This is a genomic window from Agrobacterium sp. SORGH_AS_0745 (genome assembly GCF_030818995.1).
Classification (GTDB): domain Bacteria; phylum Pseudomonadota; class Alphaproteobacteria; order Rhizobiales; family Rhizobiaceae; genus Agrobacterium; species Agrobacterium tumefaciens.
In genome coordinates, this window is the sequence record NZ_JAUTBI010000001.1 from 1,743,100 (window position 1) to 1,763,301 (window position 20,202).

The window sequence follows — 20,202 nt, forward strand, 5'->3', positions numbered from 1 at the left end:
GTCTCCGCCGGGGCATCCGAATTTAACTTGACGATTGTCTTAGCCGCGACCTTCGCCCGTCGCCGCATGGTAGGTTGCCAGCACCTGATCCACCGCGGCGATCAGAACCTCCTCCATATCCTTGCCTGCAACCGTGGCGAGCGGCAGCTCGCCGAGGTATTGGCGCAGCAGGGTTTCGGGAATTGTCTTCCCGTCAAGCGCCTTATGCAAGGCGGAAACGGCTGCGAGCGCCTCGGGCCTTGTCCAGTAATAGCGAATGCGGTCGCTGTAGCTGTAGTGACGCTGCAATCTGAGCGTGATGTCATCACCATGGTAATGACCCTGCCAGTCGCCGGGCGCGCCGAGCATCAGCTGTTCCATGGTCCGCGCCAGCGGCCGGTCGCCATAGTCGCCGACCATCTCGGATGCGATCATATCGAGAGCGTAGAGTGCTTCGCGGTAAGCGAAGGTCAGCCCCGGACCGACTTTCAGGATCGGATATCCGTCGCGCACAAGGGCGCCAAGCGCTGCTCTCGTTTGATAATCCGTCGAGTGTGCCTCAAAGACCAGTTGCGGTTCGCCGTCGAGTACGGCGCTGAGCGCCGTGGCCGCATCCGGATTGTAAGCGACGACATTGTCGCTGCCGAATTCCACGCCGGGCTGCACGACAAAGGCGATGACCCGTTCGAACGCATCGGAAAGACCGTGCTGCGCGAATATCTCACGGTGCAGGTCAATGGTCGTGCGCGCCGCCTGCGGCTCGGTGGGTGCCACCGTGTCGAGCACGTGATCGGCGCCGCCCGGCACCGGCACTTCGGTGCCGAGAATGTAAAGCGGTTTTGGCAGGCCCGCCTCGGCGGCTGCCTTTTCGGCGACAGCCGCGAGTTTTGCCGCGCGATTGGCAATGATCACGTCATCCAGTGCGGCCGGCTCACCGGCGCAGCCCATCGACGCATCCAGATGAATCTTGCGAAAACCGGCTGTGACATAGGCTTCGACCATGGTGGCTGCTTTTGTCAGCGCGTCCTCGGCTTTTTCCTTGCGCCAGGGATTGGGACCGAGATGATCACCGCCGAAAATCAGGAGCTCGCCGGGCAGTCCTTCTTCCTGCGCAATGCTGTTGACGAAGGTAACGAAGTCGCGCGGCGTCATGCCGGTATAACCGCCGAGATGATTGACCTGGTTGCAGGTGGCCTCGATCAGCACGGCTGTTTGACCGGCAGCGGCGCGGCGGATTGCGGCGCGCAGGACAACGGGGTGGGCAGAGCAGACCGAAGTGATACCTGCCGGCTTGCCGGCACGGCGCGCGGCGGCGAGATTTTCCAGAATGGCGGTCATAGGACTTCCTCCGACAATAGCGCGGTCATGAAGGCGTCAAGTTCGGCAAGGCTGGCAGCGCCCTCCATGGGACCGCGCTTTATGACGTTGTGCGCGCCGGATGCATTGGCATAGGCGAGCGCTCTTTCGGGATGCATGCCGAGGCGGCGGCAGGTGAGGTATGTTGCGCCGAAACAGTCGCCGGCGCCGGTCGGATCAATTTCGGAGACCGTCAGTCCGGGGGCGTCGATGCGGCCATAGGCGCGGCTGAAGTGGCTGGCGCCTTGCGCGCCGCGCTTCAGCACGATCTCGCCGATACCTGAGGCAAGGAGCTTTTCTATCGCTGCGTCCTCGTCATCCAGACCGGAGGCAGCTTGAAGTTCTTCGCCGGAAGGCAGCAGAAGGTCGGTGACATCAAGGAGATCGTCGATCAGCTTGCGGCCCTCGTTACCCTGCACCAGTTCCTTGCGGATGTTCGGATCGAAAGACACCGAGCCGCCGCGCGCCTTGACGCTTTTGATCGCCTCCAGAATGATCTCGCCGATACCGGCAATCGCAAACGCCGATCCCATGACGTGCACATGGCCGGCCTGTTCGATGAGGGCCTGCGCCTTATCAGTCATGTGCGTTTCGCGCGCTGCGGAATGGGCGATGTTGAAAACGAAATCCCGTGCACCGTTTTCCCTATAGCGGACAAAAGCGCTTCCGGTCGGCCGGTCCGCAACGGTGGCGATGGCCGATATGTCCACGCCGTCACGGCGCAGCCGCTCGATGTTGAGGCGGCCGAAATCGTCATCGCCAACCGCCGCGATAATGCCGGCGCTGCCGCCGCAACGCGCGACCTGATCGATGAAAATGGCGGGCGCGCCGCTTGGAAAGGGGCCGATCAGCGTTTGCGGCTCGAGAAAGCCGTCGCCCACTGTCGTCGCCATGATTTCCACGAGGATTTCACCCGCCGTAATGGTCGGGCCTTTCGCGTGCGGCGCCAGTGCGGATACCTGCCTCATCGTCTCCTCCATATGCATTCGGCTCCACCTTTCCGATGGGTGCAAACCCCGACGTTCCGGCTCTGTTATTTTTCGGATATCAGTTAAAATTTACGCGCGTCAAGATATTTTTTGATGATATTTTTGTTGCGATGCAGCAAGTAAAGCGGATCATGTAATTATTTTTGATGACATTATCGACTTTAAAACAGCTAGTTATAGCAATATATCCAAGAGTGCTCACGTCACAGTCTATTTTTGGATGTTGACAAATGGCGCGATTTTGCGAGATAAAAATTTACGCATGTATTGTTATGCGTGGACATCCGTAAAGGAGGAGCGGGTCTCATGAGCAAATTCATTGGAATTCTGTCGTCGTCTGTGGTTGGAGCGGGCCTTTTGGCCGGACTTGCGCAGGCGGAAGAAATCAACATCGCCACCGTCAACAATGGCGACATGATCATCATGCAGAAGCTTTCCAGCGCCTGGGAGAAGGAAACAGGAAACAAGATCAACTGGATCGTGCTGGAAGAGAATGTTCTGCGCGAACGCGTCACCACCGATATCGCCACCAATGGCGGCCAGTTCGACATCATGACCATCGGCGGTTACGAAGCGCCGATCTGGGGCAAGCAGGGCTGGCTGGCTCCGGTCGATGATCTCGGCGACGATTACGATTACGCCGATCTGCTCGATCCGATCAAAAAAGGCCTGACGGTGGACGGCAAGCTCTATGCCGTGCCGTTTTATACCGAAAGCTCGTTCACCCTTTACCGCAAGGACCTGTTCGACGCGGCCGGCCTGAAAATGCCCGATAATCCGAGCTACGACCAGATCAAGGACTTCGCGGCCAAGCTGACGGACAAGTCGAAACAGCAATATGGCATTTGCCTGCGCGGCAAGCCGGGCTGGGGCGAGAACATGGCTTTCCTCGGTACCATGATCAATACCTATGGTGGACGCTGGTTCGACATGGACTGGAAGCCGCAGCTGACGAGCGAGCCGTGGAAAAAGGCGATCTCGGATTATGTTGCGCTGATGACCTCCTACGGCCCGCCCGGTGCAGCGACCAACGGCTTTAACGAGAACCAGACGCTGTTCGCATCAGGCCATTGCGCCATGTGGATCGACGCCACCTCGGCTGCGGGACGTATCTACGATCCCAAACAGAGCCAGGTTGCCGACAAGACCGCTTTCACGCGTGCTCCGGTAGAGGCAACGCCGAACGGATCGAGCTGGTCGTGGTCATGGAACCTTGCAATTCCGAACACCACGAAGAAGCTCGAAACCGCCAAGTCATTCGTTAAATGGGCGACCTCGAAGAACTATGTGAAGACGGTCGGTGAAAGCGAAGGCTGGGTCGCCGTGCCGCCCGGTACGCGCAAATCCACCTATGAGCTGCCAGAATACAAGAAGGCCGCACCCTTTGCGGATACGGTGCTGAAAGCCATCATGTCCGCCGATCCGTCGAAGCCGACAAAGGATCCGGTCCCCTATACTGGCGTGCAGTTCGTCGCCATACCGGAATTCCAGTCGATCGGCACGGTTGTCGGCCAGCAGATTGCGGCAGCACTCTCCGGCCAGCAGACCGTCGATACGGCGCTCGAAGGCGCCCAGAAACAGGTCGAGCGTGACATGACCCGCGCGGGCTACATCAAGTAGCCGCGTCCTCCCGGCGTGCCGCCCGTTCGTCACTTTGGCGGCGGGCGGCATGGGTGGGGCTGGCGCACCCGCCGCCCTCATTCGTGTGCTTGTCACAGGAATCCAGTCAGCCCAAGTCCTTGGGCTGAAAAGGACTCTCTCGCCACGCAGACGCGCGTCAGCTGGATTCCTGTGACAGGCACAGGAATGAGGGGAGTGAGAAAATCGCATCTAACACAAACGCGCATGGCCGAGGTCACCCATTACCCGCCATGCATCACGGAGATCGACATGAGATTGAAGAACAAGGTCGCGCTGATTACCGGCGCCGCCCGCGGCATCGGCCTTGGTTTTGCACAGGCTTTCGCCGATGAGGGTGCAAAGGTCATCATCGCCGATATCGATATTGCCAGGGCGACCGCTTCTGCAGCCGCTATAGGCCCATCCGCCAAGGCCATCCGTCTGGACGTGACTGACCTTGGTCAGATCGATGCGGTTGTAAAGGCGGTCGATGAGGAATTCGGCGGCATCGATATTCTCGTCAACAATGCCGCGATCTTCGATATGGCGCCGATCAACGGCATTACCGAAGAGAGCTATGAGCGGGTTTTCGACATCAATCTCAAGGGGCCGCTTTTCATGATGAAGGCCGTCTCCAATGTCATGATCGCGCGTTCGCGCGGCGGCAAGATCATCAATATGGCGAGCCAGGCCGGTCGGCGCGGTGAGGCGCTCGTGACGCTTTATTGCGCTTCCAAAGCGGCGATCATTTCCGCCACGCAGTCGGCGGCGCTGGCGCTCGTCAAACACGGCATCAACGTCAATGCGATTGCGCCGGGTGTCGTGGATGGCGAGCACTGGGAAGTGGTCGATGCGCATTTCGCCAAATGGGAAGGCTTGAAGCCGGGTGAGAAGAAGGCGGCGGTGGCCAAATCCGTGCCGATCGGCCGTTTCGCCACGCCGGATGACATCAAGGGCCTTGCAGTTTTCCTCGCCTCTTCCGACAGCGACTATATTCTCGCCCAGACATATAATGTCGACGGCGGCAACTGGATGAGCTGAAAAGCCGGAGATGACCATGCATGCGATTCAATTCGTCGAGAAGGGACGAGCCGTGCTTACGGACGTGCCCGTCGCCGATCTGCCGCCGGGGCATGCCCTTGTCCGGGTCAAGGCTTCGGGGCTGTGCCATACCGATATCGACGTGCTACATGCGCGTTACGGTGACGGTGCCTTTCCCGTCATTCCCGGCCATGAATATGCTGGCGAAGTTGCGGCGGTGGCGGCAGATGTCACTGGTATCAAGGTCGGCGACAGGGTTGTCGTCGATCCCAATCTGCCCTGCGGCACCTGCCCCAGTTGCAGGAAAGGGCTTACCAACCTCTGCAACACGCTGAAGGCCTATGGCGTTTCCCACAATGGCGGTTTTGCGGAATTCAGCGTGGTGCGCGCCGACCAACTGCATGGCATAGGTTCCATGCCCTATCACGTGGCAGCACTTGCCGAACCGCTCGCCTGCGTCGTCAACGGCATGCAGAGCGCGGGTATTGGCGAGATTGGGTCGGTGCCGGGCAATGCGCTTGTTTTTGGCGCCGGCCCCATCGGCCTGCTGCTCGCCCTGTCGCTGAAATCACGAGGCATTGCCACGGTGACGATTGCGGACATCAACGAAAGCAGGCTGGACTTCGCTGAAAGTCTTGGACTTCAGACGGCTGTTTCCGGGTCTGAGGCGCTGCTGCGGCAACAGAAGGCGTTCGATTTCGTGGCGGATGCGACCGGCATCGCAGCTGTTGCGGAAGCAATGATCCCGCTGGTCGCGGATGGCGGCACGGCGCTGTTTTTCGGTGTCTGCGCGCCGGATGCCCGTATCTCGGTTGCGCCTTTCGAAATCTTCCGGCGGCAGCTGAAGCTTGTCGGCTCACATTCGCTGAACCGCAATATACCGCAGGCGCTTGCCATTCTGGAAACGGATGGTGATGTCATGGCGCGGCTGGTGTCGCACCGGCTGCCGCTTTCGGATATGCTGCCGTTCTTTATGAAAAAGCCGTCCGATCCGGCCACGATGAAAGTGCAATTTGCAGCCGAATGATCGTTTGGCCGTTGATAACCGTATTCGACCGGCTTTTCGTGCGAAGGCCGGTCGATATAGAGTACCACATGTAATATTTCATGGGGGCAAGCACTTTGGCCAAATCTATCAGGACGATGGAAGAGTTCTCGGAATTCGTCGGCCTTTCCCGCCCGACTGTTTCGAAATACTTCAATGATCCGGCCTCGGTCCGCAAGAAGACGCGGGATGCCATCGAGAATGCGCTGAAGAAATCGGGCTTCCGACCGAATATCTTCGCCGTCAACCTCAACCGCCGCCGCTCCAATATCATCGGCATCATCATTCCCAACTCAACCGACCCGTTCTACATGGCGCTGACGAGCCGTATCGAACTCATCGCCAACGAGGCTGGGTTCCTTGCCTTCGTGCTGTCGTCCGACGGCAAGGCGGAAATCGAGGATCGGGCCATCCGCACCTTCAAGTCGATGAATGTCGCGGGCGCCATCATCGCTCCGCTCGGCGTCAAGTCCCATCGCGCCACGCTAGAGCAGCTGGCGGCCAGCATACCGATCGTCTATGTCGATTCTCCACTCGACGAGACCTCGGCCTTTGTCGGCACCGACAACCGCCAGAGCGTCGGGCTGATGGTGGATTATCTCTGCCGTTCGGGCGAGCCGCCCTGTTTCTTCGACATGCCGCAGGTCAATACCAACGCCGCAACGCGCCGCACGGCCTATGAGGAGGCGATGCGGCGTCTTGGTTTCGAGCCGCATGTCATCGGTGTTCCCGGCACCGTAACCTGGGATTTCGAGCGTTTCGCCTTTGATGAAGCGACTCGGTTGCTGGATGGGGCAGGGCATTTGCCCTCGCGCACTATTTTATGCGCCAATGACCGTATCGCCTTCGGCGTCATCGCCGCCGCCTTCCAGAAGGGCATCAGGGTCGGCCATGGCACGGATTACGATCTCAGGGTAGCCGGCCATGACGATCATCCGCTTTCACGTTATGCCTGCCCGCCGATTACCACGGTGGCGCAGAATTACAACGAGATCGGCAGGCTATCGATCGAACTTCTGCTGCAGAAGTTGAATGAGGAGGCGGATGATACGACACGGATGCGCGAGCGCATTCTCCTCAGTGCCGATCTGATGCTGCGCAAATCGGCTTGATAGTTTGTTAGAAAAATTAAAAGAAAAATCTGTTTTTCTAAATAGAACTAATATTTGAACGCTCCTACTCTGTTCCCAGGGTTGCTTTGGGAGGCGACCGCGGGAGCCGGCGCAAGTGTGTGCCGGGATCCGGGAGGAACGCAGAAACGTCATGTCTTCGGTGCCGCGAGGGTTAACCCTTCGTAGCCTCGGTATCGCATGGCCTTTGCCGGGCTGACTGGGCACTCTCGCCAGCAATTTCCCCAGCGAAGGATGTCAAAACATGAATCTCTATTCTCTTCTGTCGCAGCGCGCAGCCGGCGGCAAGCCCGTCAGGGTGGGTCTCATCGGTGCCGGCAAGTTCGGTTCCATGGTTCTGGCGCAGGCGCAGCGCATCGCCGGTTTCCACATGGTCGCCGTCGCTGATCTCAATGTCGGCAAGGCGCGGGAATCGTTTGACCGCGTCGGCTGGCCGAAGGAGCGTTATGACGCGACGAGCTGCGCCGATGCGCTGGAGAGCGGCAAGACCTATGTGACTGACGATGTGAATGAACTGTTCGCCTGCGGCGAGATTGAATGCGTGATCGAGGCGACTGGCCATCCGCTGGCTGGCGCGCGCCATGCGCTCGGAGCCATCGACCACAACAAACATGTCGTCATGGTCAATGTGGAAGCCGATGTGATGGTCGGGCCCATCCTGGCCGAAAAGGCGCGGGCCAAGGGTCTTATCTACTCCATGGCTTACGGTGACCAGCCGGCCCTGATCTGCGAATTGGTCGATTGGGCACGCGCCACCGGCTTCGAGGTCGTTTCCGCCGGCAAGGGGATGAATTTCGAGCCGCGTTACCGGTATTCGACGCCTGATACGGTCTGGAGCTACTTCGGCTGGACTGACGAGGAAGTGGCCAAGGGCGACTTCAATCCGAAAATGTACAATTCATTTACCGACGGCACCAAGGCGGCCATCGAAATGGCGGCGGTCGCAAACGGCACAGGGCTGGATTGCCCGGATGACGGTCTGGCCTTCCCGCCCGCAGGCCTGCACGATCTCGCCCGCGTCTTTCGCCCTGCTGCCGATGGCGGTCGCATGTCGCGCTCCGGTCTCGTGGATATTGCCGCAAGCCAGGAGCCGGATGGTCGCGAGGTGTTTAATAACATCCGTTACGGCGTTTTCGTCACCTTTAAGGCACATAATGAATATGCCCGCGCCTGCTTCAAGCAATATGGACTGCTGACCGATCCTTCGGGCTGGTACGCCTCCATGTGGCGTCCGTTCCACATCATCGGTCTCGAAACTTCGATAAGCGTGCTTTCGGCCGTACTGCGCAATGAGGCCACCGGTTGCTCGAAGGAGTTCCGCGGCGATGCGGTTGCGACGGCCAAGAAGGACATGCAGCCCGGCGAAATGCTTGATGGCGAGGGCGGTTACGCGGTCTGGGCCAATGCCATCCCTGCCACCCGCAGCCTCGACATCAAGGCGCTGCCGATCGGTCTTGCCCATAATGTCAAGCTGAAGCGCGCCATCAAGAAGGATCAGATCGTCAGCTTCGATGATGTGGAACTGGTGAGCGACTTGGATGTGGTGAAGCTTCGCCAGGACATGGAAAACCAGTTCCGTCCGCAAAAAGACGCTGCGGCGTGATGGACGGAGAACGGGACATGCCGAATGGAGCTTTCGTGGTAATCGCGGAATTCCGGGTCAAGCCTGACGCGATGGATGCCTTTCTTAACGCAGCGCAAGATGATGCCACCCATTCGGTTCAGGATGAACCGGGTTGCCGGCAATTCGATGTGGTGCGGCCGGAATCCGGAAACAACGTGGTGTTCTATGAGGTCTATGACAGCCGCGAAGCTTTCGACGACCATCTGAAAACACCCCATCTCGACCGGTTTCGCGAGGCGTTTCCCGCCCTCATCGAAGAAGAGTTGCCGGTTCGTTTCCTCAACCGGCAATGGCTTTGAAGGGTGGAAAAAATGCAGGACATCCGCGAAATCGCTGTCATCGGAACGGGCATCATGGGTGCACCCATGGCGGCGCGTCTGGCGGAGGCCGGTTTTTCCGTCAAGGCCTGGAACCGCAGTGCTGAAAAAGCTGCGGTTCTGGCGGCAAAGGGCGTGCAGCCGACGGCCACGGCTGCCGAAGCTGTAGCCGAAGCCGATGTCGTGCTCTGTATGCTGAGTTCCGGGCCGGTCTGCGACGAGGTTCTGCTCGGCGCCTCGGGTGTCGTTTCCACCATGAAGCCTGGTGCATTTCTGCTGGTGATGAGTTCGATTCCGGTCGACAGCGCACGGGAACAGGCGGAGGCGGCAAAGGCTCATGGCGTCGCTTATGTCGACGCACCGGTTTCCGGCGGCGAAAAAGGGGCGACTGAGGGAACGCTCGCCATCATGGCCGGCGGTGAGCAGCGGGATGTGGACGCATTGCGGCCACTCCTCAATTGCCTCGGCCGCGTCACCCATGTCGGTCCGGTGGGCTGCGGTTCATTGGCCAAGCTGGCCAACCAGCTGATCGTGGCTTCAACGATCTGCGCCGTAGCGGAAGCTTTGACGCTGGTTGAAGCGGGGGGAGCCGACCCGGCGCAGGTGCGCCAGGCTTTGCTTGGCGGTTTTGCCGAGTCCACCGTCTTCCGCCAGCACGGCAAACGCATGGTGGAAGGCGATTTCCGCCCCGGCGGGCCGGCGAAATATCAGCTGAAGGATACGTCCACGGCGCTGGCTTTCGCCAAGAGCCGTGGCCTGAAATTACCGGTCGGCGAGGAGGTTGACCGGCTGTTCCGCTCCATGGTCGAGCATGGCGCGGGCGAGCTTGATCACAGCGGTGTGATCCTTGAAGTTAAACGCATGAACGCGTTCGGAGGAACGCTCGAAACTGTTTAGAGACAACAACGGGAGGAACACATGAAAATTTCAAAACTTTACGGGCTGGCTCTTGCCGCCACCATGCTTGTTGCATCGATCGCGCAGGCGGAAACGCTCACGCTTTCGACGCCGGATTCCGATACGTCGGAAATCACGCTCGCGGCCAACAAGTTCGCCGAGATTGTTTCGAAAAAGACTGACGGCAAACTCAAGATCAAAGTGTTTCCGAACGGCACGCTTTATGGCGGCGATCCTTCGGCGGGCGTTAAGCAGCTGGCCGGCGGTTCGCTCGACATGCTCTTGAACTCGACATCGCTTTACGCGACGTTCAATCCGAAATTCACGGCCATCGCCATTCCCTATCAGTTCCGCGATATTGACCAGCTGCGCGTCTATCTTGACAGCGATCTTGGCAAGGAGCTTTCCGGCGATCTGAGCAAGATCGGCATTCTCGGGCTCGATCTCTGGTCTCGGCCGTTGCGCCAAATCACCAACTCCAAGGCGCCGATCAAATCGCCTGCCGATCTCAAGGGCATGAAGCTGCGTGTGCCGAACAATCCGCTCTGGGTCGAATTCTTCGGCGCCATGGGTGCTGCCCCGACGCCGATGGCCTTTGCGGAAGTCTATAACGCGCTCCAGCTGAAAGTCGTCGACGGGCAGGAAAATCCGGTCAACGTGCCTGTCAGCGCCAAGCTTTATGAAGTGCAGAAATACCTGACGATCAGCAACCACATCGCTGACGCCTGGGTGCTGGGCATGAACCCGGCCCGTTTCGAAGGCCTCGACGAAGGCTTCAAAACGGCGTTGAGGGACGCGGCCACGGAAACCGAGCTGTGGAAAGCCGAGAACGATGCTGCCGATATCGACAAGTCGCTCGCAACGCTGAAGAAGAACGGCATGGAGGTCAACACGCTGACCGACGACGAGCGCAAGGCTTTCGTGGCTGTCGCGACTGGTCTTTCGGCAAAATTCTCCGCCCTCGTGAAAGATCAGGCGTTTTTCGACAAGACGCAGGCTTTCCTCAAGACGAACTGACGCCGCCAGTGAAAGGAGGGTCGGGCTTGCACCGATTAGCAACCCGGCCGCTCCCATCGTCAGCAAGGGTTGCCTTGCCGTAGCGGCAGGGTGGCATTCGTTTTACCGGATATCCGGTTTCAGCAGTGGAAGGGTATTGTCATGCGCGATACGAAACCGTCGGTGCTCGGCACCATCGTCAAGGTCATCGCTGATGTCGCCGCCGGGGCGGCCTGTTTCGGTATTCTTGTCGTCGTTCTTCTCCAGGTCATTGGCCGCCTCATCGGCAGCCCTCTTCCCTGGACCGAGGAGGCGACGCGCTTTCTCTTCATCTGGATGGTGTTCCTTGGCCTTGCCGCCGGTTTCCGCACTGTTGAAAGCGCGCGGGTCGTGGTGTTTCTGGTGCTGTTCCACCGCCTGTTCAGGCGGTTGGCGGTGCCGATCTATGTCGGTTCTTCGGTGTTCTTCTTCGGCATGATGGGCTGGACGGGCTTCACCCTGGTGCGCCAGCAGATCATGATGAACGAGACCGCCGCGACCTTGCCCATCCCCATGTGGACCATCGGCATGGTTCTGCCTGTCTCGGCCGTCATCGCCGTGCTGGCCATCATCGAATCTCTGCGCAGCAGGCGGGACCTGATCGCGCTACCCGAGATCGGTATCCCCGCGGACGAGATCGCCCACGCCGATATCTCTATTTCAGCAGGACATTGAGCCATGTCGGTCTTTCTTCTCATCGCTTTTTTCGGTCTCAGCATGCTGGGTGTGCCGCTCGCCATCGCTTTGGCGCTCGCCAGTGTCGGCACGCTGTGGCTCTTCACCTCCATGCCCATGGACCTTCTGTCGCAGACGATGTTCTCGTCGATGAACTCTTTCCTTCTCGTCGCCGTGCCACTCTTTATTTTGGTCGGTACGGTGATGGAGCGCGGCCGTGTGGCGGAGCGCATCTTCGATTTCGCCGAGGCGATGGTCGGCTGGCTTCCCGGTGGACTTGGCCACGTCAACGTCATTTCGTCGGTCATCTTTTCCGGCGTCTCCGGCTCCTCAGTCGCCGATATCGCCTCTGTGGGCGCAATCGAAATCAAGGCCATGGAGCGACACGGATTTCCAAAGGGTTATGCCGTCGGCATGACGCTCTGCACCTCCACGCTCTCTTCCATCATCCCGCCGTCGATCCTGATCGTGATTGCCGGTTCCATCGCCAATGTGTCGATCGGCACGCTGCTCATTGCGGGTCTGGTGCCTGGCCTCTTCATCGCCTTCGCTTTTCTTGTCTTTAACCACTTCTATTCGGTGCATTACGGCTACAATCCGCCGACGCCCTTCAATTTCCGTCTGGTTATCGTCACCGGCCTTCGCGCAATCCTGCCGATGCTCACGCCGCTGATCCTCATCATCGGTATCGCCAGCGGCCTGTTCACGCCGACGGAAGCCGCGGCCATCGCGGTTGTTTATGTGGCCGTATTGGGTGTGCTGGTCTATCGCACGCTGCCGGTTCGCGAATTGCCGGAAATACTGATATCCACGGCGCGCATTTCCGGCACCATCCTCTTCATCGCCGCCACCTCGCAGCTTGCCGCCTGGGTCTTCACCTTCGACGGCCTGCCGGAACAGGTGGCCGAGCTTTTGAAGGCGATGAACCTTGGGCCGATGTCGGGCATGCTGGTGATCTTCGTTTTCCTGCTGATCATCGGCATCTTCATGGAGGCTATCCCCGCCATGTTCATCCTCATTCCGGTGCTGATGCCGCCGGTGGAGGCGCTGGGCATCGATCCGATCCACTTCCTGATCGTGACTGTCATGACGCTGACACTTGGCCTTGTGACGCCGCCGGTCGGGGTCTGCCTGTTCGCGGCAGCACAGGTGGCGAACATGAAGATCGAGGACGTCATTCGTGGTTCGCTGGCGCCAATGACGGTGCTGACACTCGCCATATTCGCACTCGTGCTTTTCCCGGTGCTGACGCTCGGGCCGATACGGTTGATGGGTCTTTATTGAGACTGAAACAGGGAGCCTGAAGCATCAGACAACGCGACGGGCACGCCACTCGTCGCGTTGTTTTCGCATCCACTCCAGAAACAGCGTCACTTTTCTCTGACGCAGGTGGGAATGCGGGCAAACGATCCATTGCGTGACGAGCTTGATGCGGGGCGCATCGGCCACGGCCGGGATCAGCATTCCGCGTTGCAGTTCCCGCTCCATCATCAACGTGCTTTCCAGCGCCACGCCGATGCCCAGAACGGCGGCGTCGATGGCCATGTGGCTGCGATCGAACAGAACGCGACGCCAGCGCTTTTCAGCCGTCACGCCGGAAAGCGGGAACCAGTGGTTCCATTGCGCCTGCGCCTTGACCGAGTGGATAAGCCGTTGGTTCTGCAAATCTTCGGGCAGGAATGTACCGGCACCGGGCATGTCCGGTGAACAGACCGGCAGGAACTCCTCCTCCACGAGTCCTTCCACAAACAGGCCCGGCCAGCGGCCATCGCCATGGCGCAGCTCTATGTCGACAAGCTCCTGCGAAAAATCGGTCGGCTCGTTGGTGCCGTCAAGGCGCACTTCCAGTTCGGGATGCTCCTCCAGAAAGGAGCCGAGACGCGGCAGCAGCCATTTGTTGGAAATGGTCGGGGTTGCCCTGATTGTCAGCGTGGTCACCGAGCGGAAGCCGCGAATACTGTCGGTGGCATCGCTGATCTGCTCGATCTGTGCGGTGATCATCGAGAAGTACCGCTCGCCCGCCTCCGTCAGCGTCACCTTGCGGCCGGTCCGCGCCATCAGCGTCGTGCCAAGCTGGCCTTCGAGCAACTGGATCTGCTGGGAAACGGCTGAAGGCGTAACGCTCAGCTCTTCCGCCGCCCGCGAAATGCTGCCCGCCCTTGCCGCAGCATGAAAGACGAGGATCGATTTTATCGGTATCTGCATGTGGCTGGTCTTCGCTCAACGAATTACGGCAGTCACCGTGATTATCACAGGTGACTGCCGTGACGAAACGCTTGAGAGCGAAGGGTCTTTACCGGTGGCTCGGCAACTTTGGCAAAAGCACGGTCAACAGGCCGAGCAGCGGCAGGTAGGAGCAGATGCGATAGACGAACTCGATGCCTTCCTTGTCCGCATAGATCCCGAGAACCGCGGCCCCGATGCCACCGAAGCCAAAGGCGAAACCGAAGAACATGCCGGCGATGAGACCAACGCGCCCGGGTACCAGTTCCTGCGCGAACACGACGATTGCCGAGAAGGCGGAAGAGAAGACGAAGCCGATGACGACGACTAGAACGGTCGTCCAGAACAGGTTCGCATAGGGCAGCATCAGCGCGAAGGGAATGACGCCGAGGATCGAGAACCAGATGACGACGCGCGAGCCGAAGCGGTCGCCGATCGGACCACCGAAGAAAACGCCCGCCGCAGAAGCGCCAAGGAAGAGGAACAGCAGAACCTGCGCATCCTGCACGCCCAGCCCGAACTTCTCAATGGTGTAGAAGGTGAAATAGCTGGAAAGGCTAGCGAGATAGGCGTTCTTGGTGGCGGTCAAAACCACCAGCACGGCAAGCGTCATCATCACGGTGCCGCGTGCCAGCGGAAGTGCGCGGCTGGCCGGAGCCTTGCCGACATTCGCGCGACGGTGGCGGGTATACCAGACGCCGACCCAGGACAAGACGGCAAAGCCCATCAGCGCGATCAGTGAGAACCAGCTGAGGCTGGCTTGACCGAACGGGATGACGATGAAGGCGGCCAGCAGCGGGCCGATGGCCGTGCCTGTATTACCACCAACCTGGAAGAAGGACTGTGCCAGACCGTGGCGACCACCGGATGCCAGACGGGCAACGCGTGACGCCTCCGGATGGAAGATCGCCGAGCCGACACCGATCAGGCAGGCGCCGATCACGAGCACCTCGAAGCTGTGAGCGAATGCGAGCGTGATGAGGCCAGCACAGGTGGAGAGCATGGCGACTGGCAGGGAGAAAGGCATGGGCCAGCGATCGGTCACCATGCCGACGACCGGCTGCAACAGCGATGCCGTGACCTGAAAGGCGAAGGTGAGCAGCCCGATCTGCATGAAGTCGAGCGCATAATTGGCCTTCAGCAGCGGATAAAGCGACGTCAGTAGCGATTGCATGATGTCGTTGAGCATGTGGCAGAAGCTGGCTGCTGCAATGATTGAAAACGCCGTGCGTTGCGGGCTGAACCCGGTGCTGGTGACGGTGGCCATGATGTATCCTCTCCAGATTCCCCGCGAGAGACGGGAAACGTGTCTTTATTTCTTCCCGCTTTTATTCATATTGTTTCTGGCCTGCTTTCGTGTTCTGGACGAGTTTCTTTGTGAATGGGCCAAATGGCAAAAATCAAATCGCTAAAACCCGCCCGTCTGGCGGATGACGACCATGAGCGCAGCCTGAAATTGATCGACGGCACCAACGAGCCGGTGCTGGCGCTTCACCGTGCCTATCCGACAGGACACCATACCCCTGTCCACAGCCATGGCCGGGTGCAGATATGGTGCGCACGCCAGGGCGTCGTGCTGGTCAGCACCGCCGCCGGGCGCTGGATGATACCGCCCGGTCACGGGCTTATCATTCCAGCCGGGCTGAAACACGAGGCTGAGATCATCTCAACGGTGGAGATGCATTCGATCTACGTTCACCCCGATCTGTTTCAAGCCGAGGCCCCAAGGGTGGTGGAAATTACCGCCCTTGCCTCCAGCCTGATTTTGGAATTGCTGGGCGAGGAGTTGCAACCTGCCGCTTTTCATCGGCAGGGACTGGTGCGGGCGCTTCTGCTTGATGAGGTAAACCGTCTGCCGGAACGCCCGCTGGGATTACCCTTTCCCGATAATCAGCGTCTTGCCGGTCTTTGCCGCGAGTTCCTGAAAAAGCCTGTGGCCAGAGTGGAAATCGATGACTGGGCCGCCGCCATGGGCATGAGCCGGCGCTCCTTTACGCGGTTATTTCGTAAAGAGTTGGGGGTGAGTTTTGTCACCTGGCGTCAGCAGGCCTGCATTTTTGCGTCTTTGCCGAGGCTTGCCGCGGGCGAGGCGGTGACCAATGTGGCGCTGGATGCCGGTTATGAAAATATTCCGGCTTTCACCACCATGTTCCGGCGAATGCTCGGCAATTCGCCCCGCGCCTATCGCAAGGCGGCCGGCCAGCGCAGTGCCGGCTACTCCGATTTTGAAGAGGCGGAAAATTAAGCCGCCGTCGCGCGCATATCGCGGCGGAAATCGGAAGGCGACATGCCGGCGATTTGACGAAACGCCTTGTTGAAGGCGCTGACGGAGCCGAAGCCGCTTTCCATGGCAATCTGCAAAATATTGTCCTTGCCGTTCATCAGCATCGCCTGGGCGCGGGAAAGCCTGAGCAAGGTCAGATATTTGATCAGCGTCATGCCGGTGGATTTGCGAAACAGGTTCATCGCGTATTTCGGATGAAGCGAGGCGGCGCGGGCAATTTCGGTCGCGTCGATGTCGTCTAGAAAATTGGCGGCAATGAAATCGCACATGCGCACCACGCCGATTGAGGGCGCCATGCTCTCGTCGTTCTCTTCCCGTTTGCCGCTGACGGCGGAGGATATGACGGTATAGGGCTCGAGGAACATGCGCTCCACCCGCAGCAGCAATTCCTCCACCGCGTGCTGCGCCTTGGCCGGATCACCCGACGTGACGTAACGGAACCAGCGGCCGAAATTTTCCTCGTCGGCCCGGTCCGTCTGCGCACTCACCATCGTTGCGCCGCCCATCAGCAGGCTGGAAACCGCAGCCGGCAGCCGCATGCGGAAAAAATGGACGAGCGGCAGATGCGCGCCCGCATAAATCGAATCATCGGAGGAACGGTCCATCTGGTGCGGCTGGCCGCCCCAGAAAATGCACATCTGGCCGGCATCGAGCGAAAGGTCGTGGTCGCCCATCCGGTAATGTACGGATCCCGACATCACATAGTTCACCTCCACCTGCGCATGCCAGTGCGGCCTGAGCATGATGGGCGGGTGGTTGTAAAAAAGCTGGAGCGTGGTCGGCATGCCTTCGATGCTGCTTGCACCCGGCTGGTAGAAGGCTCTTTCCGCAATCTTACTTTCCGCCAAATCGATGTTCCCTTTGTACGAGACAGATTTCCTGCCGCCGGTAATGTGCCCATGTTCGCTAAAGAACGGCAATTGAAAAAAGGGAGGTTTTCAATGTGCTTTAAATTTCTTGGCGCGTCGACGGCTCTGGTGCTCCTTGCGGCACCGGTAATGGCGCAATCCGAGACCTTAACCATCTGGAGCTGGAATGTCGCCGCATCGGCGCTTAAATCCACTGTCGAAGGGTTCAACAAGCAAAATCCTGACATCAAGATTGTTGTTGAAGACCTTGGAAACGATCAGGTTTTCGACAAGACGCTGGCGGCTTGCGCAGCGGGTGGCGACGGCCTCCCGGATATTGTAACGGTCGAAAATTTCGAGGCGGAACTGTTCTGGAGCCGGTTCCCGGATTGTTTCACGGATTTGACTGCACTTGGCTATACGCCTGAAAAACAGGCGCTTTTTCCTGACTTTAAGCGCACGGAACTGGAGGTCGATGGCGTAGCTTATGCGGTGCCTTGGGATTCGGGTCCGGTGGCCGTTTTTTACCGGCGCGATTTCTACGAAAAGGCCGCTGTCGATCCGGCCACCATCAAAAGCTGGGATGATTTCATCGCGGCTGGCAAGAAGGTCATGGCCGCCAATCCCGGCACCGTGATGGCGCAGGCCGATTTCAACGGCGACAGCGAGTGGTTCCGCATGATCGCCAACGAGCAGGGATGCGGTTACTTTTCGACCGACGGCCAGAACATCACCATCAACAAACCTGCCTGTGTCGCGACGCTTGAAAAGATCAAGCAGATGAAGGATGCCGGCATCATCACGGCTGCGATCTGGGATGAGAAGATCCAGGCCAATACTGCCGGCAAGGCCGCGAGCCAGATGTATGGCGCCTGGTATGAAGGCACGGTTCGCTCCGGCTCTCCCGGTCTTTCGGGCAAGTGGGGTGTCTATATGATGCCGAGCCTTACGCCTGACGGTCCGCATGCAGCCAATCTCGGTGGCTCTTCGCTGGCGATAAGTTCGGCGTCCAAGCACAAGGAAGCCGCCTGGAAGTACATCGACTACGCGCTGACCACCAATGAGGGGCAGGTGACGATGCTGAAGTCCTTCGGCCTCGTTCCCTCGCTTCTCTCCGCCATCGATGATCCTTTCGTCAAGGAAAAGCAGCCCTATTGGGGTGGGCAGGCGGTCTGGACCGATATTCTGGCGACCCTGCCGAAAATCGTGCCCAGCCGTGGCACCGCGTTCCAGTCGGATGCAGATGCGATCTACAAGGCGACGCAGACCAAATATTTCGCGGGTGGTTATCCCGATGCGAAAGCAGCTCTTGACGATGCCGCAAAGCAGATCGAAACGGCCACGGGGCTGCCGGTCGCGGAATGAAGCTCTCGGATGGCCGGCCTTGCGGTTTAGCAGGACCGGCCTCTCCAAGCTTTCCAACCATCGCATCTGGAGGTCGTCATGCCGTCAAGGAACAGGATCGCTTATGCGTTCCTTGCGCCCTATCTTCTGATTTTCGCGACGTTCTGGGTCTGGCCGATCGTTAGCTCGTTCATGCTGTCGTTTCAGAACACCCGCATCAATCCCTGGCGGTTTGCGCCCTCCATGAACTGGGGCAGGCTGGTCTCCGATCCGGCGTTTTATAATGCGCTCTACAATACGCTGATCATTCTGGTCATTCAGGTGCCTGTCATGATCGCGCTTGCGACCGTCATGGCGGTACTTCTGAACTCGCCACTGTTGAAGGTGCACCCGCTTTACCGTTTTGCCTTCTTTGCACCCGTCGTCGTCGGAGAAGTCGCTTATGCGGCAGTCTTCCGGCTGATGTTCAGTGCCGATTTCGGCATCATCAACAAGCTCATCACTTCCGTTGGCCTTTCGCCCATCTCGTGGTTCGACAATGCCAATGCGGCCATGGCGCTGGTCATCATCGCCGTCACATGGCGCTGGGCGGGGTATAACGCCATCATCATTCTGGCCGGCCTGCAATCCATCCCCAGCGATGTCTATGAGGCGGCGACACTGGACAAGGTGAACAAGCGGCAGCAGTTCTTCCACATCACACTGCCGCTTTTGAAACCCATCATCCTTTTCTGCGTGGTCCTGTCCGTCATCGGCACCATGCAGCTTTTTGCCGAGCCTTTCCTCATCACCAACAGGGGTGGGCCGGGCGGCGGTACGGAAACGCTGGGGTTGTTCCTTTACCGGCAGGGCTTCACTTCGCTCAATTTCGGCTACGCCTCGGCCATCGCCTACACCATGGCGGCGCTCGCCATCGCCATTTCGCTTCTTAATCTCTGGGTCGGGAGGGAGCCGAAATGAGATCGAAATCCAGATCGCTTCTCTGGCAGAAGATCGCGCTGCATGCGACGCTGACGCCGCTTGCCCTCATCTGGCTATTTCCGCTGTGGATGATGTTCGTGTTCTCGACAATGCCTGATTTTGGCATTTTCAGCCCCGACATCGTGCTCGTCCCGTCCACCAATTTCATCGAGAACTTCAAAAACCTTCAGGCGGATACCAACTTCCTGCGGGCGATGTTCATATCGATCACCGTTGCGGTCATCTATACGGTTCTCTCGGTGTTTCTGACCTCCATGGCGGGCTGGGCGCTGGCGCGCTATCGTTTTGCCGGACGCTCGGTGGTGATCGCCATCATTCTCGGCACCATCACCTTGCCTTTTGCAGTTGTCGTCATTCCCCAATTCATCATGGTGGCGCGCGAATTCAAGCTCGCCAACACCTGGGTGGCACTTATCGTGCCGCCACTGTTTAACTCGCTCGGCGTGCTGTTCATGCGGCAATCCTTTTCCATGATGCCAACGGAGCTTTTCGATGCCGCAAGGGTCGAGGGCGTCAAGGAATGGCAGATATTCCTGCGCATTGCCCTGCCATTGGCGCGCCCCACCATGGCGGCGCTGTCCATCATCCTCTTCCTCGCTTCCTGGAATAATTATCTCTGGCCGCTGCTGATCAACTCCCGTCCGGAAATGATGACCGCACCCGTGGCACTTGGCACCCTCATCGGGCTCACCAAAGTGTCATGGGGCGGCATCATGGCCGGTGCAGTTCTGCTCACCGCACCCATTCTCATCGTTTTCGTGGCTTTGCAGCGCCACTTCATCGCCGGCATTTCCGCCGGGGCAGTCAAGTAAGG

19 protein-coding genes are annotated in these 20,202 nt (G+C 59.0%); 14 read left to right on the forward strand and 5 right to left on the reverse strand.

Features of this window, described 5'->3' with window-relative positions:
* Positions 1 to 39: 39 nt before the first annotated feature.
* Both QE432_RS07915 and QE432_RS07920 read right to left on the reverse strand, forming a co-directional pair.
* Positions 40 to 1,317, reverse strand: coding sequence for a D-tagatose-bisphosphate aldolase, class II, non-catalytic subunit (locus QE432_RS07915; RefSeq protein ID WP_038493857.1), 1,278 nt, complete (start codon positions 1,315 to 1,317; stop codon positions 40 to 42).
* Positions 1,314 to 2,321, reverse strand: a complete 1,008-nt coding sequence (locus tag QE432_RS07920) for a tagatose kinase (RefSeq protein WP_038493854.1) — start codon at positions 2,319 to 2,321, stop codon at positions 1,314 to 1,316. The genes QE432_RS07915 and QE432_RS07920 overlap by 4 nt, the downstream gene beginning before the upstream one ends.
* A 309-nt stretch (positions 2,322 to 2,630) precedes the next feature.
* On the opposite strand from QE432_RS07920, the gene QE432_RS07925 reads away from it, so the two are divergent.
* The 10 genes from QE432_RS07925 to QE432_RS07970 all read left to right on the forward strand — a co-directional run bounded on the left by QE432_RS07925 (position 2,631) and on the right by QE432_RS07970 (position 12,992).
* Positions 2,631 to 3,944, forward strand: a complete 1,314-nt coding sequence (locus QE432_RS07925; protein ID WP_013761438.1) for an ABC transporter substrate-binding protein — start codon at positions 2,631 to 2,633, stop codon at positions 3,942 to 3,944.
* Positions 3,945 to 4,214: 270 nt separating this feature from the next.
* Positions 4,215 to 4,985 carry a galactitol 2-dehydrogenase gene (locus QE432_RS07930; RefSeq protein WP_065688976.1) on the forward strand — a complete coding sequence of 257 codons (771 nt, stop codon included), beginning with the start codon at positions 4,215 to 4,217 and terminating at the stop codon, positions 4,983 to 4,985.
* 16 nt (positions 4,986 to 5,001) lie between these two features.
* Positions 5,002 to 6,012, forward strand: coding sequence for a D-altritol 5-dehydrogenase (locus QE432_RS07935; RefSeq protein WP_065688977.1), 1,011 nt, complete (start codon positions 5,002 to 5,004; stop codon positions 6,010 to 6,012).
* Between the two features lie 116 nt (positions 6,013 to 6,128).
* Positions 6,129 to 7,142 carry a LacI family DNA-binding transcriptional regulator gene (locus QE432_RS07940; RefSeq protein ID WP_065688893.1) on the forward strand — a complete coding sequence of 338 codons (1,014 nt, stop codon included), beginning with the start codon at positions 6,129 to 6,131 and terminating at the stop codon, positions 7,140 to 7,142.
* Between the two features lie 262 nt (positions 7,143 to 7,404).
* Entirely contained in the window at positions 7,405 to 8,763 is a 1,359-nt protein-coding gene (locus QE432_RS07945; RefSeq protein WP_065688894.1) for an NAD(P)H-dependent oxidoreductase, read from the forward strand.
* A gap of 17 nt (positions 8,764 to 8,780) precedes the next feature.
* Positions 8,781 to 9,083, forward strand: coding sequence for a putative quinol monooxygenase (locus tag QE432_RS07950; protein WP_003517960.1), 303 nt, complete (start codon positions 8,781 to 8,783; stop codon positions 9,081 to 9,083).
* Between the two features lie 12 nt (positions 9,084 to 9,095).
* Positions 9,096 to 9,998, forward strand: a complete 903-nt coding sequence (locus QE432_RS07955) for an NAD(P)-dependent oxidoreductase (protein ID WP_003517958.1) — start codon at positions 9,096 to 9,098, stop codon at positions 9,996 to 9,998.
* 21 nt (positions 9,999 to 10,019) lie between these two features.
* On the forward strand, positions 10,020 to 11,015 hold the full coding sequence (locus tag QE432_RS07960; RefSeq protein WP_060642674.1) for a DctP family TRAP transporter solute-binding subunit: 996 nt from the start codon (positions 10,020 to 10,022) through the stop codon (positions 11,013 to 11,015).
* 141 nt (positions 11,016 to 11,156) lie between these two features.
* The gene (locus QE432_RS07965; protein WP_003517954.1) at positions 11,157 to 11,708 is read left to right on the forward strand and encodes a TRAP transporter small permease; all 552 of its coding nucleotides are present in this window, start codon (positions 11,157 to 11,159) and stop codon (positions 11,706 to 11,708) included.
* A 3-nt stretch (positions 11,709 to 11,711) separates the two neighbouring features.
* Positions 11,712 to 12,992, forward strand: coding sequence for a TRAP transporter large permease (locus tag QE432_RS07970; protein WP_003517952.1), 1,281 nt, complete (start codon positions 11,712 to 11,714; stop codon positions 12,990 to 12,992).
* A 24-nt stretch (positions 12,993 to 13,016) separates the two neighbouring features.
* On the opposite strand, the gene QE432_RS07975 is transcribed toward QE432_RS07970, so the two are convergent.
* Both QE432_RS07975 and QE432_RS07980 read right to left on the reverse strand, forming a co-directional pair.
* Entirely contained in the window at positions 13,017 to 13,913 is an 897-nt protein-coding gene (locus QE432_RS07975) for a LysR substrate-binding domain-containing protein (protein WP_025595931.1), read from the reverse strand.
* Between the two features lie 88 nt (positions 13,914 to 14,001).
* Entirely contained in the window at positions 14,002 to 15,198 is a 1,197-nt protein-coding gene (locus tag QE432_RS07980) for an MFS transporter (RefSeq protein WP_003517947.1), read from the reverse strand.
* A 123-nt stretch (positions 15,199 to 15,321) separates the two neighbouring features.
* On the opposite strand from QE432_RS07980, the gene QE432_RS07985 reads away from it, so the two are divergent.
* Entirely contained in the window at positions 15,322 to 16,176 is an 855-nt protein-coding gene (locus tag QE432_RS07985) for an AraC family transcriptional regulator (protein WP_065688895.1), read from the forward strand.
* On the opposite strand, the gene QE432_RS07990 is transcribed toward QE432_RS07985, so the two are convergent.
* Positions 16,173 to 17,063: a helix-turn-helix domain-containing protein gene (locus tag QE432_RS07990; RefSeq protein WP_013761428.1), complete on the reverse strand. Its 891-nt coding sequence runs from the start codon at positions 17,061 to 17,063 to the stop codon at positions 16,173 to 16,175. The two genes, QE432_RS07985 and QE432_RS07990, sit on opposite strands and share 4 nt — an antisense overlap.
* Positions 17,064 to 17,156: 93 nt before the next feature.
* Between QE432_RS07990 and QE432_RS07995 the strand changes: the two genes are divergently transcribed.
* The 3 genes from QE432_RS07995 to QE432_RS08005 all read left to right on the forward strand — a co-directional run bounded on the left by QE432_RS07995 (position 17,157) and on the right by QE432_RS08005 (position 20,200).
* Complete coding sequence (locus tag QE432_RS07995) at positions 17,157 to 18,428, forward strand: ABC transporter substrate-binding protein (protein ID WP_035199351.1); 1,272 nt, start codon at positions 17,157 to 17,159, stop codon at positions 18,426 to 18,428.
* Positions 18,429 to 18,506: 78 nt separating this feature from the next.
* A complete protein-coding gene (locus QE432_RS08000; protein WP_306623712.1) occupies positions 18,507 to 19,367 on the forward strand; it encodes a carbohydrate ABC transporter permease in 861 nt (286 codons plus the stop codon).
* Positions 19,364 to 20,200: a carbohydrate ABC transporter permease gene (locus tag QE432_RS08005; RefSeq protein ID WP_003517937.1), complete on the forward strand. Its 837-nt coding sequence runs from the start codon at positions 19,364 to 19,366 to the stop codon at positions 20,198 to 20,200. Before QE432_RS08000 ends, QE432_RS08005 begins: the two co-directional genes overlap by 4 nt.
* Positions 20,201 to 20,202 lie beyond the last annotated feature (2 nt).

Coding starts and splice junctions, on each gene's coding strand:
- QE432_RS07915 (WP_038493857.1), bottom strand. CDS start 1,317: ATGACCGCCATTCTGGAAAATCTCGCCGCCGCGCGCCGTGCCGGCAAG.
- QE432_RS07920 (WP_038493854.1), bottom strand. CDS start 2,321: ATGCATATGGAGGAGACGATGAGGCAGGTATCCGCACTGGCGCCGCAC.
- QE432_RS07925 (WP_013761438.1), top strand. CDS start 2,631: ATGAGCAAATTCATTGGAATTCTGTCGTCGTCTGTGGTTGGAGCGGGC.
- QE432_RS07930 (WP_065688976.1), top strand. CDS start 4,215: ATGAGATTGAAGAACAAGGTCGCGCTGATTACCGGCGCCGCCCGCGGC.
- QE432_RS07935 (WP_065688977.1), top strand. CDS start 5,002: ATGCATGCGATTCAATTCGTCGAGAAGGGACGAGCCGTGCTTACGGAC.
- QE432_RS07940 (WP_065688893.1), top strand. CDS start 6,129: ATGGAAGAGTTCTCGGAATTCGTCGGCCTTTCCCGCCCGACTGTTTCG.
- QE432_RS07945 (WP_065688894.1), top strand. CDS start 7,405: ATGAATCTCTATTCTCTTCTGTCGCAGCGCGCAGCCGGCGGCAAGCCC.
- QE432_RS07950 (WP_003517960.1), top strand. CDS start 8,781: ATGCCGAATGGAGCTTTCGTGGTAATCGCGGAATTCCGGGTCAAGCCT.
- QE432_RS07955 (WP_003517958.1), top strand. CDS start 9,096: ATGCAGGACATCCGCGAAATCGCTGTCATCGGAACGGGCATCATGGGT.
- QE432_RS07960 (WP_060642674.1), top strand. CDS start 10,020: ATGAAAATTTCAAAACTTTACGGGCTGGCTCTTGCCGCCACCATGCTT.
- QE432_RS07965 (WP_003517954.1), top strand. CDS start 11,157: ATGCGCGATACGAAACCGTCGGTGCTCGGCACCATCGTCAAGGTCATC.
- QE432_RS07970 (WP_003517952.1), top strand. CDS start 11,712: ATGTCGGTCTTTCTTCTCATCGCTTTTTTCGGTCTCAGCATGCTGGGT.
- QE432_RS07975 (WP_025595931.1), bottom strand. CDS start 13,913: ATGCAGATACCGATAAAATCGATCCTCGTCTTTCATGCTGCGGCAAGG.
- QE432_RS07980 (WP_003517947.1), bottom strand. CDS start 15,198: ATGGCCACCGTCACCAGCACCGGGTTCAGCCCGCAACGCACGGCGTTT.
- QE432_RS07985 (WP_065688895.1), top strand. CDS start 15,322: ATGGCAAAAATCAAATCGCTAAAACCCGCCCGTCTGGCGGATGACGAC.
- QE432_RS07995 (WP_035199351.1), top strand. CDS start 17,157: ATGTGCTTTAAATTTCTTGGCGCGTCGACGGCTCTGGTGCTCCTTGCG.
- QE432_RS08000 (WP_306623712.1), top strand. CDS start 18,507: ATGCCGTCAAGGAACAGGATCGCTTATGCGTTCCTTGCGCCCTATCTT.
- QE432_RS08005 (WP_003517937.1), top strand. CDS start 19,364: ATGAGATCGAAATCCAGATCGCTTCTCTGGCAGAAGATCGCGCTGCAT.